The 19,743-nt window shown below is 36.4% G+C and carries 16 protein-coding genes, 1 pseudogene and 1 riboswitch; all 17 genes and pseudogenes read left to right on the top strand.

The window, feature by feature from the left end:
* Positions 1-58: 58 nt before the first annotated feature.
* Positions 59-1,300, top strand: a complete 1,242-nt coding sequence (locus AC1DJR_RS02830) for a M16 family metallopeptidase (RefSeq protein ID WP_477001977.1) — start codon at positions 59-61, stop codon at positions 1,298-1,300.
* A 135-nt stretch (positions 1,301-1,435) separates the two neighbouring features.
* The gene (locus AC1DJR_RS02835) at positions 1,436-1,684 is read left to right on the top strand and encodes a YlmC/YmxH family sporulation protein (RefSeq protein WP_002014571.1); all 249 of its coding nucleotides are present in this window, start codon (positions 1,436-1,438) and stop codon (positions 1,682-1,684) included.
* 172 nt (positions 1,685-1,856) lie between these two features.
* Positions 1,857-2,759 carry a dipicolinic acid synthetase subunit A gene (gene dpaA, locus AC1DJR_RS02840; RefSeq protein ID WP_477001978.1) on the top strand — a complete coding sequence of 301 codons (903 nt, stop codon included), beginning with the start codon at positions 1,857-1,859 and terminating at the stop codon, positions 2,757-2,759.
* Positions 2,756-3,355, top strand: coding sequence for a dipicolinate synthase subunit B (gene dpaB / locus AC1DJR_RS02845; RefSeq protein ID WP_002111357.1), 600 nt, complete (start codon positions 2,756-2,758; stop codon positions 3,353-3,355). Before dpaA ends, dpaB begins: the two co-directional genes overlap by 4 nt.
* Positions 3,356-3,504: 149 nt before the next feature.
* The gene (gene asd, locus AC1DJR_RS02850) at positions 3,505-4,551 is read left to right on the top strand and encodes an aspartate-semialdehyde dehydrogenase (RefSeq protein ID WP_002014577.1); all 1,047 of its coding nucleotides are present in this window, start codon (positions 3,505-3,507) and stop codon (positions 4,549-4,551) included.
* A gap of 23 nt (positions 4,552-4,574) precedes the next feature.
* Positions 4,575-5,807, top strand: a complete 1,233-nt coding sequence (gene dapG, locus AC1DJR_RS02855) for an aspartate kinase (RefSeq protein WP_289404445.1) — start codon at positions 4,575-4,577, stop codon at positions 5,805-5,807.
* Between the two features lie 11 nt (positions 5,808-5,818).
* Positions 5,819-6,697 (top strand): 4-hydroxy-tetrahydrodipicolinate synthase, encoded by an 879-nt coding sequence (dapA, locus tag AC1DJR_RS02860; RefSeq protein ID WP_002014579.1) that lies wholly within the window; start codon positions 5,819-5,821, stop codon positions 6,695-6,697.
* A gap of 608 nt (positions 6,698-7,305) precedes the next feature.
* Positions 7,306-8,976, top strand: coding sequence for a ribonuclease J (locus tag AC1DJR_RS02865; protein WP_477001979.1), 1,671 nt, complete (start codon positions 7,306-7,308; stop codon positions 8,974-8,976).
* 102 nt (positions 8,977-9,078) lie between these two features.
* Positions 9,079-9,555, top strand: a pseudogene (gene tepA / locus AC1DJR_RS02870) (translocation-enhancing protein TepA); the annotation flags it as partial.
* Between the two features lie 23 nt (positions 9,556-9,578).
* Positions 9,579-9,782, top strand: coding sequence for a YlzJ-like family protein (locus tag AC1DJR_RS02875; protein ID WP_002088064.1), 204 nt, complete (start codon positions 9,579-9,581; stop codon positions 9,780-9,782).
* Between the two features lie 214 nt (positions 9,783-9,996).
* Positions 9,997-12,381, top strand: a complete 2,385-nt coding sequence (locus AC1DJR_RS02880; RefSeq protein ID WP_002014584.1) for a DNA translocase FtsK — start codon at positions 9,997-9,999, stop codon at positions 12,379-12,381.
* Positions 12,382-12,584: 203 nt separating this feature from the next.
* A riboswitch (purine riboswitch) is annotated at positions 12,585-12,686 on the top strand.
* Positions 12,687-12,919: 233 nt separating this feature from the next.
* Positions 12,920-13,645: a GntR family transcriptional regulator gene (locus tag AC1DJR_RS02885; RefSeq protein WP_002088063.1), complete on the top strand. Its 726-nt coding sequence runs from the start codon at positions 12,920-12,922 to the stop codon at positions 13,643-13,645.
* A 90-nt stretch (positions 13,646-13,735) separates the two neighbouring features.
* Entirely contained in the window at positions 13,736-14,812 is a 1,077-nt protein-coding gene (locus AC1DJR_RS02890) for a BMP family lipoprotein (RefSeq protein WP_002190493.1), read from the top strand.
* Positions 14,813-14,932: 120 nt separating this feature from the next.
* Positions 14,933-16,465: an ABC transporter ATP-binding protein gene (locus AC1DJR_RS02895; protein ID WP_429686827.1), complete on the top strand. Its 1,533-nt coding sequence runs from the start codon at positions 14,933-14,935 to the stop codon at positions 16,463-16,465.
* Positions 16,458-17,516: an ABC transporter permease gene (locus AC1DJR_RS02900; RefSeq protein ID WP_477001980.1), complete on the top strand. Its 1,059-nt coding sequence runs from the start codon at positions 16,458-16,460 to the stop codon at positions 17,514-17,516. Before AC1DJR_RS02895 ends, AC1DJR_RS02900 begins: the two co-directional genes overlap by 8 nt.
* Entirely contained in the window at positions 17,517-18,476 is a 960-nt protein-coding gene (locus AC1DJR_RS02905; protein WP_060751719.1) for an ABC transporter permease, read from the top strand.
* A gap of 210 nt (positions 18,477-18,686) precedes the next feature.
* The coding region (gene yfmF, locus AC1DJR_RS02910) for an EF-P 5-aminopentanol modification-associated protein YfmF (protein ID WP_477001981.1) at positions 18,687-19,743 on the top strand (1,057 nt) is incomplete at its 3' end.

The raw sequence follows: 19,743 nt of genomic DNA on the forward strand, positions 1-19,743 counted from the left end.
CTTGTTATCATTAAATAATAGCAATTATTTAGAGAAACTGGCATTAGGAGGAAAGTTTTTGATTAAAAAATATACGTGTAAAAATGGTGTAAGAATTGTTATGGAGAATATACCAACTGTACGCTCGGTTGCGATTGGTATATGGATCCACGCAGGTTCAAGAAATGAAAATGAAAAAAATAATGGGGTTTCGCACTTTTTGGAACATATGTTCTTTAAAGGGACAGAAACGCGAAGTGCAAGAGAGATTGCAGAATCATTTGATAGCATTGGTGGACAAGTAAATGCTTTTACTTCAAAAGAATATACATGTTACTATGCGAAAGTGCTAGATGAGCATGCTAAATATGCATTAGATGTTTTAGCAGATATGTTCTTTAATTCAACATTTGATGAGGAAGAACTGAAAAAAGAGAAGAATGTTGTATGTGAAGAAATAAAAATGTACGAAGATGCGCCAGATGATATTGTGCATGATATGTTAACGAAAGCAACATATGAAACGCATCCGCTTGGATATCCTATTTTAGGAACAGAAGAAACGCTTGAAACATTTACAGGTGATACGTTACGTCAATATATGAAAGATCATTACACACCTGAAAATGTTGTTGTATCAATTGCAGGGAATATTGATGAAGCATTTTTACAAACTGTAGAGCAATATTTCGGTAGTTACGAAGGGACAACAAATCGTGAACAAGTACATAGCCCAATTTTCCATTTCAATAAAGTAGCACGTAAGAAGGAAACAGAACAAGCTCATTTATGTTTAGGATATAAAGGCTTGCAAATGGGACACGAAGATATTTATAACTTAATTGTATTAAATAATGTTTTAGGCGGTAGTATGAGTAGCCGTTTATTCCAAGAAGTACGTGAGCAACGTGGATTGGCGTACTCAGTGTTCTCTTATCACTCTTCTTATGAAGATACAGGAATGTTAACACTTTACGGTGGAACAGGTAGTAAACAATTAGATACACTGTATGAAACAATGCAAGAAACGTTAAATACGTTGAAAAATACAGGTATTACAGAAAAAGAGCTTGTTAACAGTAAAGAACAATTAAAAGGAAACTTAATGTTAAGTTTAGAAAGTACGAATAGTCGTATGAGCCGTAATGGTAAAAACGAATTGCTTCTTCGTAAACATCGTTCTCTTGATGAGATTATTGAAAGTGTAAACACTGTAACAAAGCAAAATGTAGACGAGTTAATTCGCAATATGTTTACCGATGAATTCTCTGCGGCACTTATTRGTCCAGATGGAAAACTGCCAAAAGGAATGAAACTTTAATCGATCTTGTAATTCATTCGCTTTCGGAAATAACCGTATCTCTTTTATATGAGATACGGTTATTTTTTTTATATATGCAGAATAGGTACTTATTATAGGATAACCTTCATAAAAAGTAGGATAGGGGGAGATTTAATGCGTTTAAGTGAATTAAGTGGCAAAGAGATTGTGGATTTAGAAAGAGCAGAAAAAATGGGAGTTTTAGGTCATGCAGATTTAGAAATTGATGAGAGAGATGGAAAAATACAAGCGCTTATTATACCTGCTGGGAAATGGGGAGGTTTTAAAAGAGAACAGCAAGAAGTGAGAGTAGAATGGAGCAAAATAAAGAAGGTTGGAAATGATATGATACTTTGCGATCTTACGAACCATTCAAGATCATAGTGAAAGATGACCATTTTGGTTGTCTTTTTTTTATCTTTATATAAAGAAGATAAATCACGTGTGCTTTTTGTTTTTCAATCACCTCAAACTCGTACATTACATATGATGTGGAGGAAAAAGAAAAAGTAGGCATTTTTCTTATAAATGAAAGAAAAAGAAGGTGAATTAGGGAATGTTGACTGAGATGCATATTGCTGTCATAGGAGGAGATGCACGGCAGCTAGAAGTAATTCGCAAGCTAGTCGAACTGGACGCGAAACTTTCATTAATAGGGTTTGAACAGTTAGATCATGGCTTCACAGGGGCAGCAAAGGAAAGTATACAAGATTTAAATTTCACTTCTTTAGATGCAATTATTTTGCCGGTTGCAGGGACGAATGCCAGAGGAGAAGTAGATACTATTTTTTCAAATGAGAAAGTTTCCATAACGAAAGAACAAATTGAAAAGACGCCAGAAAACTTCACTATATATTCAGGTATTGGTACACCTTACTTGGAAAATCTCGTAGCTACTACAAATCGCAAACTTGTAAAATTATTTGATCGTGATGATGTTGCAATCTATAACTCTATTCCGACCGTAGAAGGTACACTAATGATGGTAATTCAACATACTGATTACACAATTCATGGATCGAATGTAATGGTTTTAGGATTTGGTAGAACTGGTATGAGTGTTGCAAGAGCCTTTCAATCATTAGGAGCACATGTCAAAGTTGGAGCGAGACGTTYGGAACATATTGCTCGTATTACAGAAATGATGTTTTCTCCTTTTCATATGCAAGACATAGAGAAAGAAGTAGGTAATATCGATATTGTTATTAATACAATTCCGCATCTCGTTGTGACAGCGAATGTTCTTTCAAAAATGCCAGCTCATACGCTAGTTATTGATTTAGCTTCTAAGCCAGGTGGCACGGACTTTCGCTATGCGGAGAAGCGTGGAGTGAAGGCACTATTAGCACCTGGTCTTCCTGGGATTGTTGCACCGAAAACAGCAGGACAAATATTAGCGAATGTTCTTTCTCAGTTATTAATAGCAGATGCAATCGCAAAGGAGGATGATGAGAAATGAGTTTGAAGGGAAAACGAATTGGTTTCGGATTTACAGGGTCACATTGTACGTATGAAGAAGTTATGCCACATTTAGAGAAGTTAATTGCAGAAGGTGCAGAAGTACGTCCCGTTGTTTCTTATACTGTCCAATCAACAAATACTAGATTTGGCGAAGGGGAAGAATGGATTAAAAAGATCGAAGAAATAACCGGTTTTAAGGCAATTAATTCAATCGTTGGCGCAGAGCCACTAGGACCGAAAATTCCACTAGATTGCATGGTGATCGCACCACTAACAGGGAATTCGATGAGTAAATTTGCAAATGCAATGACAGACTCTCCAGTATTAATGGCAGCAAAAGCGACGCTTAGAAATGGAAAGCCTGTTGTGTTAGCTGTTTCGACGAATGATGCGTTGGGGCTTAATGGAGTAAACCTCATGCGCCTAATGGCTACAAAAGACATCTACTTCGTACCATTTGGCCAAGATGCACCAGAGAAAAAACCGAACTCAATGGTAGCTCGTATGGAGTTACTTGAAGATACAGTATTGGAAGCGCTACAAGGAAAACAATTACAACCTGTTGTTGTAGAAAAATTCAGATATATGAATTAAAAAACGAAAAAAACGTACAATTTTTGTTGAAACCATCATTCTTACTGTAGAATATGATAAAATTAACGTTATTAAGATTAGAGGGGGCATTGTAAGCTCCTTCTAATTCTAAGTTATAGAAGGATTGGTATCTAGAAAGGGGCATAGTGATGGAAAAGCAAAAAACTTTTCATGTCGCTGTAGTTGGAGCAACCGGCGCAGTTGGTGAACAAATGTTAAATACTTTAGAGAAACGAGAATTTCCAATTGGGAAGTTAACGTTACTTTCATCTAAACGATCTGCAGGTAAGAAACTTGTATTTAAAGGCGAAGAATTTACAGTTCAAGAGGCAACTCCTGAAAGTTTTGAAGGAGTAGATATTGCACTATTTAGTGCAGGTGGATCTGTATCGAAACAATTAGCGCCAGAAGCAGCAAAGCGCGGTGCAATTGTTGTTGATAATACAAGTGCATTCCGTATGACAGAAAACGTGCCACTTGTTGTACCTGAAGTAAATGAAAATGATTTAAAAGAACATAATGGTATTATTGCAAATCCAAACTGTTCTACAATTCAAATGGTAGTAGCTCTTGAGCCAGTTCGCCAGCAATATGGTTTAAAACGAGTAATCGTTTCCACATATCAAGCTGTATCAGGTGCTGGTGCGGCAGCTATTGAAGAACTTCATGAACAATCACAAGCAATCTTAAATGGCGAAGAAGTAAAGGCGAATGTTTTACCTGTATCAGGTGACGAAAAGCATTTCCAAATCGCTTTTAATGCTATTCCACAGATTGATAAATTCCAAGATAATGGATTTACATTCGAAGAAATGAAAATGATTAATGAAACGAAAAAAATTATGCATATGCCTGAATTAGAAGTAGCTGCGACATGTGTACGTTTACCAGTTGTATCGGGTCATTCCGAGTCTGTGTACATTGAAGTAGATAAAGAAGGCGTAACAGTAGAAGAAATGAAAAACTTACTTGCAAATGCAGAAGGTATTGTACTGCAAGATAATCCAGCAGAGCAGTTATATCCAATGCCAGCTACTGCAGTAGGTAAAAATGAAGTATTCGTTGGAAGAATCCGTAAAGATTTAAATAATGATAAAGGATTCCACCTTTGGGTCGTATCTGATAACTTATTAAAAGGCGCTGCATGGAATTCTGTTCAAATTGCAGAGCGCTTAGTAAAATTACAATTAGTGTAAACGGCTAAGAGAAGGTGCAAAATATGAAAATTATTGTTCAAAAATTTGGTGGTACATCAGTACGTGATGACAATGGGCGCAAGCATGCGCTTCACCATATAAAAAAATCGTTAGCTGCTGGTTATAAAGTAGTTACTGTTGTATCAGCAATGGGCCGTAAAGGTGAACCGTATGCAACTGATACGTTATTAAGTCTTGTAAATCAAGAGGAACCTAATATTTCTAAACGTGAGCAAGATTTATTATTATCATGCGGAGAATTAATCTCAGCAATTGTTTTCTCTAACATGTTGAATGAGAATGGTATAAAAGCAGCAGCATTAAATGGTGCGCAAGCTGGTTTTGTAACGAATAATGACTTTACGAATGCTAAGATTATTGAAATGAATTGCGATCGTATACATGAAGAGTTACAAAATATAGATGTTATCGTCGTGACTGGATTCCAAGGTCAAACGAAAAATGGAGATACGACAACACTTGGACGCGGAGGTAGTGATACCTCAGCTTCAGCATTAGGTGTTGCGCTTCATGCTGAATATATCGATATTTTCACAGATGTTGAAGGTGTTATGACTGCGGATCCTCGTATCGTAAAAGATGCACGTCATCTTCAAACTGTAACATATAACGAGATTTGTAACATGGCTTATCAGGGTGCGAAAGTTGTTCATCCGCGTGCGGTTGAAATTGCGATGCATGCAAAAGTACCACTTCGTGTACGTTCTACGTATTCTGATAGTGAAGGTACGCTTATTGCGGCATATGATGGTGCTACAAAAGGGCAGGATGTAGAAGAACGTCCTGTTACAGGGATTGCCCATGTGTCAAACGTAACGCAAATTAAAGTGCTTGCAAAAGAAACTGCATATGATTTACAACAACACGTGTTTAAAGAAATGGCTAATGAAGGGATTAGTGTGGACTTAATTAACATTTCTCCTACTGGTGTAGCTTACACAGTAAAGGATAGTGTATCAGCGCGTGCAGTTGAGGTTTTAAAGCAACTTGGATATGATCCAGTGGTGACAGAGCATTGTGCGAAGGTTTCTATTGTTGGTGCTGGAATGGCAGGTATTCCAGGGGTTACAGCGAAAATTGTCACAGCTTTAGCGGAAAAAGGTATTCAAATTCTGCAATCAGCAGATAGTCATACGACAATTTGGGTTCTTGTAAAAGAAGCCGATTTAGTGGAGGCTGTGAATGCATTACATAGTGCATTTGAGCTTTCAAAAGAAAAGCAACTGGAACAATAAGGAGTGAGATCATGATAGATTTTGGGACAATTGCAACCGCGATGGTAACACCGTTTGATAAAAATGGTAATATCGATTTTGCAAAGACAACGAAATTGGTAAATTATTTAATTGATAACGGTACAACAGCAATCGTGGTAGGAGGGACGACTGGAGAATCTCCTACATTAACATCAGAAGAAAAAGTAGCGTTATATCGCCATGTCGTATCTGTTGTCGATAAAAGGGTGCCCGTCATCGCTGGAACAGGTAGCAATAATACGCATGCTTCTGTCGATTTAACAAAAAAGGCAACTGAAGTTGGTGTTGATGCAGTTATGCTAGTGGCACCGTATTATAATAAACCGAGTCAAGAAGGGATGTACCAGCACTTTAAAACAATCGCTGAAAGCACTCCGCTTCCGGTAATGCTATATAATGTTCCAGGACGATCTATTGTACAAATCTCCGTTGATACAGTTGTTCGTTTATCAGAAATAGAAAACATTGTTGCGATTAAAGATGCAGGCGGCGATGTATTAACAATGACAGAAATCATTGAAAAAACAGCGGACGACTTTGCAGTATACAGCGGTGATGATGGTTTAACATTACCAGCTATGGCAATTGGAGCAAAAGGTATTGTTTCTGTAGCATCTCATGTTATCGGGAATGAAATGCAAGAAATGATTGCTGCATTCCAAGCTGGAGAGTTCAAAAAAGCGCAGAAATTACATCAATTACTAGTAAAAGTAACGGATGCACTATTTATGGCGCCGAGCCCAACACCAGTAAAAACAGCATTACAAATGGTGGGATTAGATGTAGGTTCTGTACGTTTGCCACTTCTTCCATTAACGGAAGAAGAAAGAATAACGTTACAATCCGTAATGCAATCTATTCCTCGTTAATAAAAATGACCTAGTGTGAAACTAGGTCATTTTTATTTTGACTAACTATATGTAAGTGATGAAAATTAGCTATAGTTAATAAGCTGTAATAAGAAGGGGATGGCAGGGGGGAGAATTAGTAAGAAACTGATTACAGAGATAAGATTTTTTTAGTGAATATCGTTTCATGTTTATGTAAAGAATTTACATGAATATTTTTCCATCAAACTCTTATTACGTAGGGAAAATAGTAAAACTGATATGAATTTTGCCCTCTTAAATTATAATCTCATTTTAGTGTCCTCTCTTGTCTTTCGCATAATTTAACTTGTGTTCTATTTCTTGTATCAGTTATAATATGGCTAAGTAGCTTAGTACGGGTATGCTTAGCAAAATTGGTAAAAATTAAGATTTAATGAAATTTTCATATCATATCGAATAAGATATTTGATTTATATAATGAAAGAGAGGTGAAACCTGGTTTAAAAAATTAACAAGGACATGATATCGCATAACGGTAAGGACATTCGTCTTGGACGGTGAATATATGGTGGTTGTAGAGTTTCCCCTGGTGTCTCTGCAATTTTAGTGAAATCAGTGTTTGCAAGATTTTTAAACCAGGCAACAACATGAAGAGAAAAGAGAATGAGTCTGTKAAAGTATTTGCTCTTGGCGGAGTAGGTGAAATCGGAAAAAACATGTACTGTGTTGAAATTGATTCTGAAATCTTTATTGTAGATGCCGGATTGATGTTCCCGGGAGATGAAATGTTTGGGATTGATATTGTTATTCCTGACATTACATATTTAGTAGAAAATCAAGAGCGAGTAAAAGGACTATTTATTACCCATGGTCATGAAGATCATATTGGTGGAATTGTTTATGTGCTTCGTAAATTATCTATTCCAGTATATGCGACGAAATTAACGGTAGGACTTATACAAGAAAAGCTTGGCGAAGCAGGAATGTTAGGCCGTGTAGACTTAAAAACAATTGACTCGAATTCAACAGTAGAGTTTAATTCAACAAATGTGTCATTCTTCGGAACGACACATAGTATTCCGGATTCTGTGGGTGTTTGTTTCCATACATCAAAAGGTGCTGTAGTATATACAGGAGACTTTAAATTTGATCAAACTCCAATCGGAAATAGTGGAGCAGATCTTGGGAAAATGGCGCAAATTGGAAATGAAGGCGTACTTTGCTTGTTATCTGATAGTACAAACGCTGAACGTCCTGGTTATACAGGTTCGGAAAAAGAAGTTGGTATAGAGATTTCTAAAGTATTCTATAGTTCAGAAGGGCGTATTATTGTTGCTTCATTTGCCTCCAATGTACACCGTATTCAACAAGTGTTTGATGCAGCTGCTGAAACTGGAAGGAAAGTAGCGGTAGTAGGACGTAGCATGGTGAAAGTGGTAGATATTGCAAGACGTCTWGGTTATTTAGATGTTCCAGAAGGTATGGTTATTTCATTACAAGAAATAGACAATTTCCCGGAAAAAAAGGTAGCTATCTTAACGACTGGTAGTCAAGGGGAACCGATGGCAGCCCTTTCTAGAATGGCGAAACAAGCTCATAAACAAATTTCAATTCGTAAAGGTGATACTGTTATTATTGCAGCTTCTCCAATTCCAGGAAATGAAGTATCTGTATCAAAAATTATTGACTTGTTATTTAGATCTGGTGCTGARGTTATTTATTACGGTGAAAGAAAAGTTCACGTTTCAGGTCATGGTAGCCAAGAAGAATTAAAGTTGATGATAAATTTAATGAAGCCGAAGTATTTTGTACCCGTACATGGTGAGTTCCGTATGCAAAAAGCACATGCGTATTTAGCGGAAGATGTAGGTRTTGCGAGAGAGAATATCTTTATCGTAGAAAAAGGCGATGTAATTGCTTTTGGTGACGATGAAGCAAAATTAGCTGGTAAAGTGCAAGCTGGTAATGTTTTAATTGATGGATTAGGTGTAGGTGACGTCGGTAACATCGTTCTTCGAGATAGAAAGATGTTATCTCAAGATGGAATTTTAGTTGTTGTTGTAACACTTGGTAAGGATGAAAAGAAAATAATCTCTGGTCCAGAAATTATTTCACGCGGCTTTGTATATGTTCGTGAATCAGAAGCATTAATCGAACGATCCACAGATATTGTACGTATGATTGTTGAACAATCAATTAAAGAATATACAATTGAATGGTCTATGTTGAAACAAAATATTCGTGAATTATTAGGGCAGTTCTTGTACGAAGAAACGAAGAGAAAGCCAATGATTTTACCGATTATTATGGAAGTATAAAGAAGGTCACCTTTACAGGTGATCTTTTTCTTTTTTAACCCTATCGAATGAAATTCATAACTTAAGAAATAATAGTTATATACGAGTGAAAGGGGATGCGATATGACAGAACGTGATCGTTATACAAATGAAGAAAAAGAAGCTGAGCCGAAAGAAGTTCCAAAAGAGGCTTCTATAGTGGAGAAAATTCAGCAACTTGGACAGACAAATGTACCACAAATGAATGAATCGCGTATTCATTGCTTAACAATTGTTGGGCAGGTRGAAGGTCATATTCAGTTGCCACCACAAAATAAAACAACAAAATATGAACACATCATTCCGCAAATTGTCGCGATTGAACAAAATCCAAAAATTGAAGGTTTACTGTTAATATTAAATACAGTTGGGGGTGACGTTGAAGCTGGATTAGCGATTTCTGAAATGGTGGCTTCGCTTTCAAAACCAACTGTATCTCTTGTTTTAGGAGGAGGGCATTCAATCGGTGTACCGATTGCGGTCTCAACTGATTATTCATTTATTGCCGAAACAGCGACGATGACAATTCATCCGATTCGTTTAACAGGTCTTGTTATAGGTAGTACAGAAGGGACAATGCTACAATGATTTTATATACAATTATGCCAGAGCAACTTGTGTATCCGGCCGATTATTCACAATGCGAAAGCCAAAAAGTTGTGAATATAAATGGCGTGGAATTAGTGGTTTCTGAGGAGGATAATCAATGTTACTCTATTGTACGTGTATTAAGTACGAATCCGTCTCACTACCTAGAGTTTGAGCCTGGACAGAAAATTACCTTTTAGCAAAAAGAAGGATTTTGTTTAGGAGCTATGGTATAATATAAAAAACAAGACGGTTGAGCAGCCATGAGTAGGCTGCTTTCTTCTGTTTATTTAACATTTTACAAGAAGTGTAAAAATAGAAGATATAAAGACCTGAAAAATAGAGAGAAAGACATGTAAGTAGAGCTTTTTTATAAGAAAGTTGTACTTAATTTTTAGAACACGAGGTGAAGAAATGGCAAAACAAAAGCAAAGAGGGACGAAGGCTAAGGCAAGACGTACGATAAAGCCAACTTTGTATTATGAAATCGTCGGGTTGACTCTTTTTGCACTTTCGATTATTACGATTTTACAGCTAGGTGTTGTAGGGAAATCGTTTGTGTTATTTTTTCGCTTCTTCTTTGGTGAGTGGTACATAATWGGTGTGTTAGGTGTAATAGCTTTATCTGTTGCGTTTGTAATAAAGCGGGGATGGCCCAACCTTTTAAATAAACGGCTAATAGGTGTTTATTTAATTGTACTAGCAATATTAATGTTTAGTCATATTACATTATTTAACCTGCTTACGAAAGATGGAGCTGTACAAAATACTTCTGTAATTGTTAGTACAAAAGATTACTTCTTCCTTGAAATGAAAAAGGGCCCGGATAGTGTTCATTTAGGTGGTGGTATGTTCGGTGCATTGATGTTCGCAACGTGCTACTTCTTATTTGACGAAGTAGGGGCATATATCATTGGAATTATTTTAGTTATTCTTGGAATACTTTGTATAACAAATAAACATATTGGAGAAGTACTTGCTCCGGTAGGGAGAATTCTTAGAAGTCAGTTTCAAGTAATGCAAGGGGATTATAAAGATTGGAAATCTCAAAGGGTCGCCGAGCAAACTGAAAAGAAAAAAACAACAAGAAGCAAGAGGCGTGAACGTGTTGCTGAACAAGAAGAAGCTATTGAGCCAGTAGAAGAAATAGAAATTGGTCCACCAATTATTTCGAATTTTACTGAGAATTATCCAGTACGTGAAGAGACGGAAAAGCAGATAGAAGAAAATGATTTAATCACTCCTCCGTTTATTGAAGAGGCAGTTCCGCCTGCGCCAGAAGAACAACCTCACAAGAAACGAGGAGAAAAAATCGTTGAATCGCTAGAAGGTGAAACGAAAGCACCTCCTATGCAATTTTCTAATGTGGAAAATAAAGATTATAAGCTTCCTTCGCTTGATATATTAAAGTTTCCCCAAAATAAGCAAGTTACAAATGAAAATGCGGAAATTTATGAAAATGCTCGTAAATTGGAACGTACATTCCAAAGTTTTGGTGTGAAAGCGAAAGTAACAAAAGTACATAGAGGTCCTGCAGTTACGAAATATGAAGTGTATCCTGATATGGGAGTAAAGGTAAGTAAAATTGTTAGTTTAAGTGATGATTTAGCGCTTGCTTTAGCAGCGAAAGACATTCGTATTGAAGCACCTATTCCCGGGAAATCAGCTGTAGGGATTGAGGTTCCGAATTCAGAAGTTTCTATGGTAACGCTGAGAGAAGTTCTTGATTCAAAGGCGAATAACCACCCAGAAGAGAAGTTATTAATCGGTCTTGGACGTGATGTTACAGGAGAGGCTGTATTGGCACGTTTAAATAAAATGCCCCATTTATTAGTAGCTGGTGCGACTGGTAGTGGAAAGAGTGTATGTATTAATGGAATTATTGTAAGTATTTTAATGCGTGCAAAACCGCATGAAGTAAAATTAATGATGATTGATCCGAAAATGGTAGAGTTAAATGTATATAACGGTGTTCCGCACTTATTAACACCAGTCGTAACTGAYCCGAAAAAAGCATCACAGGCTTTGAAGAAAGTTGTGAGTGAAATGGAGCGTCGTTATGAATTATTCGCGCATAGCGGTACGCGTAACATTGAAGGATATAATGATTATATTAAAGAACATAATAGCCAATCGGAAGCGAAACAACCTGAATTACCATATATTGTAGTAATTGTGGACGAGTTAGCTGATTTAATGATGGTTGCTTCTTCGGATGTAGAAGATGCGATTATGCGTTTAGCGCAAATGGCACGTGCTGCTGGTATTCATTTAATTATTGCGACTCAGCGCCCGTCAGTTGATGTTATCACAGGTGTTATTAAAGCGAATATTCCATCGCGTATTGCATTTGCTGTATCTTCCCAAATAGATTCTCGAACGATTCTTGACGGTGGTGGTGCAGAAAAGTTGCTAGGTCGTGGAGATATGTTATTCATACCAATTGGTGCATCGAAACCTGTTCGTGTACAAGGGGCRTTTTTATCAGATGATGAAGTTGAGAGAGTCGTAGAATCTGTTATTGCGCAGCAAAAAGCGCAATATCAAGAGGATATGATTCCACAAGATGTTCCTGAAACAAAGCAGGAAGTAGAAGATGAATTATACGATGAAGCGGTTCAGCTTGTAGTAGAAATGCAAACAGCATCTGTTTCTATGTTACAACGTAGATTTAGAGTAGGATATACGCGAGCAGCTCGTTTAATTGATGCCATGGAAATGAATGGTGTAGTAGGTCCTTATGAAGGTAGTAAACCAAGGGGAGTACTCATTAAAGATGTGCAAGAAAAAAGTTCTTAAAAAAAGCCTAATTGTTTTTACAATTAGGCTTTTTTATATGCTGTTTTTGTTATATACTATAGCCATCGACTAAGAAAGGGCTTACATTTTTAAGGGTCCTTTAGAATACGAATGCTTATCGTTTTGGCTTTCAAAACGTTCGATATTTAATGTAGAAAAATGTTGAAATCTGTTGACACATATGGGAGCAAGTGGTAAGATTACTTCGAAAAGAATCACTGCCTCATATAATCTTGGAGATAAGGTCCATAAGTTTCTACCTGGCAACCATGAATTGCTAGACTATGAGGGGAAAAGTGTGTAACAAAGGATGTAAGGAATCTTTGTGCCGAACTTTTTCTCTATATGAGAAATGTTTATGGTACAAAGTTTTTTTTATGGAATAAAGTGTGAAAATTTCATCTTGAAAAATTATTAATATTTATTCGATAATTACGCTTATTTTTAGTATTTAGTAATTTATACTATGTTGTGAGTTGAAAAAAGAGAAAAGAAGTCTTACATCAGAGGTCGAATAATTRAAATGCGGGGGAGTCTTATGTCAGTAAAATCCGATAGTCGTCACCTATATTTGCGGGTGATTGATCACATCAAAGGAAAAATTAAAGATGGGGCTTACAAAGAAAAACAAAAGTTACCTTCAGAGTTTGATCTAGCGAAAGAACTTGGTGTAAGTAGGGCAACTTTAAGGGAAGCACTACGTATTTTAGAAGAAGAAAATGTTGTTATTCGTAGACATGGTGTAGGGACATTTGTAAATGCGAAGCCGTTATTTTCTTCTGGAATAGAGCAACTTTCTAGTATTACAGATATGATTTCTAGTGTGGGGAAAACACCAGGAACAATCTTTTTATCATCATCTACAACAACTTTAACAGAAGAAGAAAAAGAGAAATTTAATTGTGAAGATGCTTTTAGCGCAGTAATGATTGAACGTGTTCGTACAGCGGATGGGGAACCAGTTGTATATTGCATTGATAAACTGGCAAAAGAGATATTACCAGATTTATCGGGATACAATGAGGAATCGCTGCTTACAGTAATACATAATAATACGCACAAGCGTATCACATACGCAGTTGCTCACATTGAACCGATTGGTTATCACCCGAAAATTTCACCGATTTTAGAATGTGAACCTGAAACGGCACTGCTAGTTTTAAAACAAATGCACTATGATCAAAATGATGAGCCAATCTTATATTCTATTAATTACTTTAGAGCTGATAAGTTTAGCTTCCACGTATTAAGAAAACGTATGTAGGGAAGTTCCTTTTTAGGGAGGTGACAGCAAGAAGTAAGGGACAGCAGCGTATGAATCATTAGACAAAACATTTCAGGAGGGGTTTCTAGTATGAAGAAAAAAACAGGTCTTTTATTATCGTTAACGTTAGCAGCAAGTACAGTGTTAGGTGCATGTGGTAACTCGGATAAAGCGGATAGTGACAAAAAAGGGGATAAAGAGTTTAAGGTTGGTATGGTTACAGATGTTGGGGGCGTTGATGACAAATCATTTAACCAATCTTCTTGGGAAGGATTACAACAGTTTGGTAAAGATAATGGATTAAAAGAGAAGACAAATTATCGTTATCTTCAATCTGAAAAAGAAGCGGATTATATTCCGAACTTAAAGAAATTTTCAAAAGATAAGTATGATTTAGCTTTCGGTATTGGGTATAAATTAGAGGGAGCAATTAAAGAAGTAGCAAAAGAATCTCCAAAACAACAATTTGCAATTGTTGATACTGTTGTAGATGCACCAAACGTAACAAGTATTACATTTAAAGATCATGAAGGGTCATTCCTTGTAGGTGCGGTGGCAGCTATGTCAACAAAATCGAATAAAGTAGGATTTGTTGGTGGAATGAAGAGTGATTTAATTAGTAAATTTGAGAATGGATTTAAAGCTGGTGCTAAGGCAGTGAATCCAAATATTGAAATCGTATCTGAATATGCTGAAGCATTCGATAAGCCTGAAAAAGGTACAGTTCTTGCGTCAGCAATGTATGGTCAAGGCGTAGATGTTATTTATCATGCTGCTGGTGGTACAGGTAACGGTGTATTCACTGAAGCGAAAAACCGTAAGAAAAAAGGTGAAAACGTTTGGGTAATCGGTGTTGACCGTGACCAAAATCAAGAAGGTATGCCTGAAAACGTAACATTAACTTCAATGGTAAAACGTGTTGATATCGCTGTACAAAAAGTAGCAAAAGAAGCGAAAGATGGAAAATTAAAAGGTGGTAAAATTGAAGCGTTTGGCTTAAAAGATGACGGTGTTGGTATTGCAAAAACAACTGATAACGTGAAAAAAGTTAACCCTGAGATTTTAACAAAAGTAGAAGAATTTGAAAAGAAAATTACAGCTGGAGAAATTAAAGTACCAGCTACAGATAAAGAATATAAAGAATATGAAGCTTCTCTAAAAAAATAAAGATAGAGAAATAGCAAAGGTTAGTTCTTAGAACTAACCTTTGTATGTATAAAACTTCCAAATCGCTTAATAAGTTAATAGTGTAATAGGGGAATGTTCCCTGTTAAAAGGAGGAACGAAATGGAATACGTAATTGAGATGAATAATATTACGAAAGTATTCCCAGGCATTGTAGCGAATGATGATATTACGCTGCAAGTAAAACAGGGAGAAATACATGCTTTACTTGGAGAAAATGGTGCAGGGAAATCAACATTGATGAATGTACTATTCGGTTTGTATCAGCCAGAACAGGGTGAAATTAAAATTAAAGGAACACCTGTAAAAATTACAAATCCGAATATTGCRAATGAYCTTGGTATTGGGATGGTCCATCARCAYTTTATGCTTGTTCATAATTTTACAGTTACAGAGAATATCATTCTCGGTAATGAACCGAAGAAAAAAGGGAGAATAGCTGTTGAAGAAGCTGCTAAAGAGATTCAAAAGTTGTCTGAACAATATGGTTTAGCTGTAGATCCATACGCGAAAATACAGGATATTTCTGTTGGTATGCAACAGCGTGTTGAAATTTTAAAAACACTTTACCGTGGAGCGGAAATTTTAATATTTGATGAACCGACTGCAGTGTTAACACCACAAGAAATTCATGAATTGATTCAAATTATGAAAAAGCTTGTGCAAGAAGGAAAATCTATCATTCTTATTACTCATAAATTGAAAGAAATTATGGAAGTTTGCGATCGTTGTACAATTATTCGCAAAGGAAAAGGGATTGGAACTGTTGACGTTGCAAATACGGATGAACATAAACTTGCAGAATTAATGGTCGGACGTCAAGTGAATTTTAAAACAGAAAAAATAGACGCTACGCCCAAAGAAGAGGTACTTTCTATTGCAAATCTTGTTGTTCACGATGCACGCCAACTGCCTGCTGTAAAAGGCCTTGACTTAACTGTTCGTGCGGGGGAAATTGTTGGTATTGCAGGAATCGATGGAAATGGACAAAGCGAATTAATAGAAGCAATTACTGGTTTACGAAAAGTTGAGTCAGGTTCTATTGCAATTAAAAGGAAAGAAATAACGAATTGGCCTGTTCGAAGAATTACAGAAGAAGGAATTGGTCATATTCCAGAAGATCGTCATAAGCACGGACTAGTTCTTGATTTTTCTGTTAGAGACAATATAGTTTTGCAAACGTACTATAAAAATCCATTTTCAAAGAAGGGGATTTTAAATTTTAGCAAAATCACAGGGAAAGCGAAGGCACTTATTGAACAGTTCGATGTACGTACACCTAGCGAACAAACATTAGCGCGTGCTCTATCTGGTGGGAATCAGCAGAAAGCTATTATTGCACGTGAAGTAGATCGTAATCCGGATTTATTAATTGCAGCACAGCCAACACGTGGTTTAGATGTAGGTGCAATTGAATTTATTCATAAAAAATTAATCGAGCAGAGAGATAATGGGAAAGCGGTTCTTCTTTTATCTTTAGAATTAGAAGAAATTTTAAATGTGAGTGATCGGGTTGCGGTTATCTATGAAGGGAAAATTGTAGCAATTGTGAATGCGAAAGACACAAATGAACAACAGCTTGGTTTGCTAATGGCTGGAGGAACAGAGAAAGAGCAGGTGGGTACAAATGGCTAAAAAACTTTTAACAGAGCGAACGATAAATATTTTAGTCCCAGTACTATCCGTTATTTTTGGTTTAATTGTTGGAGCGATTGTAATGCTGGTTAGTGGCTATGATCCAATTGTTGGTTATAGTGCGCTTTGGACAGGTATGTTCGGCAGTGCTAGTGCGATTGGTGAGACACTTCGCACTATGATACCACTTATTCTTGCTGGATTATCGGTGGCGTTTGCATTTCGTACAGGTTTATTTAATATCGGGGTAGAGGGTCAACTATTAGTTGGTTGGCTTGCGGCAGTTTGGTTCGGTTATGCGGTCTCACTACCAGCGTTTTTTCATATTCCATTATCTATTTTATTTGCAGCAATGGTGGGTGGAATATGGGGCTTTATTCCTGGTTATTTAAAAGGGAAGTTTAAGGTTAATGAAGTTATTGTAACAATAATGATGAACTATATCGCGTTATATGTAACGTATGACATAATTAAACGCTTTTTACATGAGGGCAATGATAAAACATATGATATTAAAGCGAGTGCATCTTTATCTTCAGATTGGTTAGCTGCAATAACTGATGGTTCACGTCTTCACTGGGGAATTATTGTTGCAATTTTAGTAGCAATCTTAATGTGGTTCTTATTAGATCGAACAACTCTAGGTTATGAATTAAAGTCAGTAGGATTTAATCAACATGCTTCTCAATATGCAGGTATGAAGGTTTCTCGTAATGTAGTATTCTCCATGACAATTGCTGGTGCATTTGCTGGGATTGGTGGAGCAATGGAAGGGTTAGGAACATTCCAAAGCATGACAGCAATGTCTTCATTTACAGGGATTGGATTTGACGGAATTGCCGTAGCGCTTCTTGGAGGAAATAATCCATTTGGTATTATCCTTTCAGCATTGTTATTTGGTGGTTTGAAAAGTGCTTCCCCTCAAATGAACTTTGAGGCAGATGTACCATCAGAACTTATTAACGTAATTATTGCATGTATTATCTTCTTTGTTGCATGTAGTTATGTTTTAAGATGGGCGCTTACACGCATGAGCAAGGAGGGGAAATAAATGAGCTTTTTAGATATATTAGCCATTCTTGTGACAGGTACGTTATATACATCAGCACCTTTAATTTTTACAGCATTAGGTGGTGTATTTAGTGAACGATCAGGTGTTGTAAATATTGCGTTAGAAGGACTAATGCTATTTGGTGCATTTGTTGGAATTGTTACAACCTTATTAATGGGTGATACTTGGGGAACGATGACTCCATGGATTGCATTACTATTTGCGGCAATTGGTGGTGGATTATTTGCATTACTTCACGCGGTAGCATCCATTACGTTCCGTGCTGATCAGGTTGTAAGTGGTGTAGCGATTAACTTCTTATCTCTTGGTTTAACAGTATTTGCGATTAAGAAGATTTTTGATAAAGGGCAGACAGATTTTATTCAATACCGTATTGAAAAAATCGATGTCCCAGGTCTATCAGATATTCCAGTTATCGGAAAAATATTTTTCTCAAACGTACCAATAACGTCGTATATTGCCATTATTTTAGCATTTGTTGTTTGGTACATTATTTATAAAACACCGTTCGGTCTTCGTCTTCGTGCTGTTGGTGAACATCCAATGGCAGCAGATACGATGGGGATTAATGTATATAAAATGCGTTATATTGCAGTTTGTATATCTGGAATGTTTGCAGGAGTGGGTGGTGCGGTCTTCGCAATGTCGATTTCTGGTAACTTCTCAGGTGCTACAATTACTGGACAAGGTTTCTTAGCACTAGCAGCTATGATCTTTGGTAAATGGAATCCACTTGGTGCTCTTGGAGCAGCGCTGTTCTTCGGATTTGCTCAATCACTTGGGATAACAGGTGGTACAATTCCTATATTAAAAGAAATTCCAAGTGTATTCTTAACGATATTACCGTATGTATTTACAATATTAGCACTCGTTGGTTTTGTAGGCCGATCTGAAGCTCCGAAAGCATTAGGAACGCCTTATGAAAAAGGAAAACGATGAGTATTTAGAAAGTATAAAAAAAGCTCGCACATTAGTGCGGGCTTTTTTACATAGAATATATTTAATACGGAATTTTACTATGTTCCTTACATATTAAAGTTTTTAGAAAGACTCAAATGTAAGCATAATAAGGAAGAAAAGTTGATTTTTTATTTCTAAAAACTGTATATTGAAGAGGAATATTCCTACATACGTAAAGGAGGGCTATTAATGAAACTAATGGAACAGCAACTGCATGAATTAGGTGGCTTGCGAGTACATATTATTCCGACTGATAAATTTAAAACAAATACCTTTGTATTTCGTTTTAAAGCACCTTTAAATGAGGAGACGGTGACAGAGCGTGCCCTATTGCCGTACGTATTGCAAAGTGCGACAGAAAAACTGCCTTCTGTAATTCGTCTTCGTCAATATTTAGAAGAATTATATGGATCTTCTTTAGCGGTAGATGTAAGTAAAAAAGGAGAAGACCATATCATCTCTATTTATGTAGACATTGCAAATGAAACATATTTACGCGATGCACCACCGTTATTTGAAAAAGCGCTTTCTATGTTATCTGATATTGTTTTACATCCAGCAACAGAAGGGGACGGTTTTCTATCTTCTATTGTAGAAAGTGAGAAACGAGCACTCTTGCAACGAATTGAAGCTACTTATGATGATAAAATGCGTTATGCAAACGAGCGTTTAATTGCAGAAATGTGCAAAGTAGAACCATATCGCTTAAGTGCAAATGGAAAAAAAGAAAGTGTTGCTTCTATTACAAATGAAAGTTTGTATCAATATTATCAAAAAGTGTTAGCTGAAGATGAAATGGATTTATATATCATTGGTGACATTTCAGAAGATGCTGTGGAGCTTGTAAATAAGTATTTTTCGATTTCATCTCGCGCTATGAAAGAGAGAAATGTACTTCTTCATAAACGAAATAATGAAGAAAAAGAAATTGTTGAAAAACAAGAACTAAAGCAAAGTAAATTAAATATCGGCTATCGCACATTCATTACGTATAAAGATGAAGATTATTTTGCATTACAATTGTTTAACGGATTATTTGGAGGGTTTTCTCATTCGAAGTTATTCGTAAATGTCCGTGAAAAAAATAGTTTAGCSTACTATGCAGCATCGAGATTTGAAAGTCATAAAGGTTTGCTCTTCGTTATGTCTGGAATTGAAGCGAAGAACTTTGAAAAAGCTGTTGAAATTATTAAAGAACARATGAAAGCAATGCAAAACGGTGATTTTTCAGAGGAAGAGATTAAGC

Source organism: Bacillus sp. 05T31, from assembly GCF_056396725.1.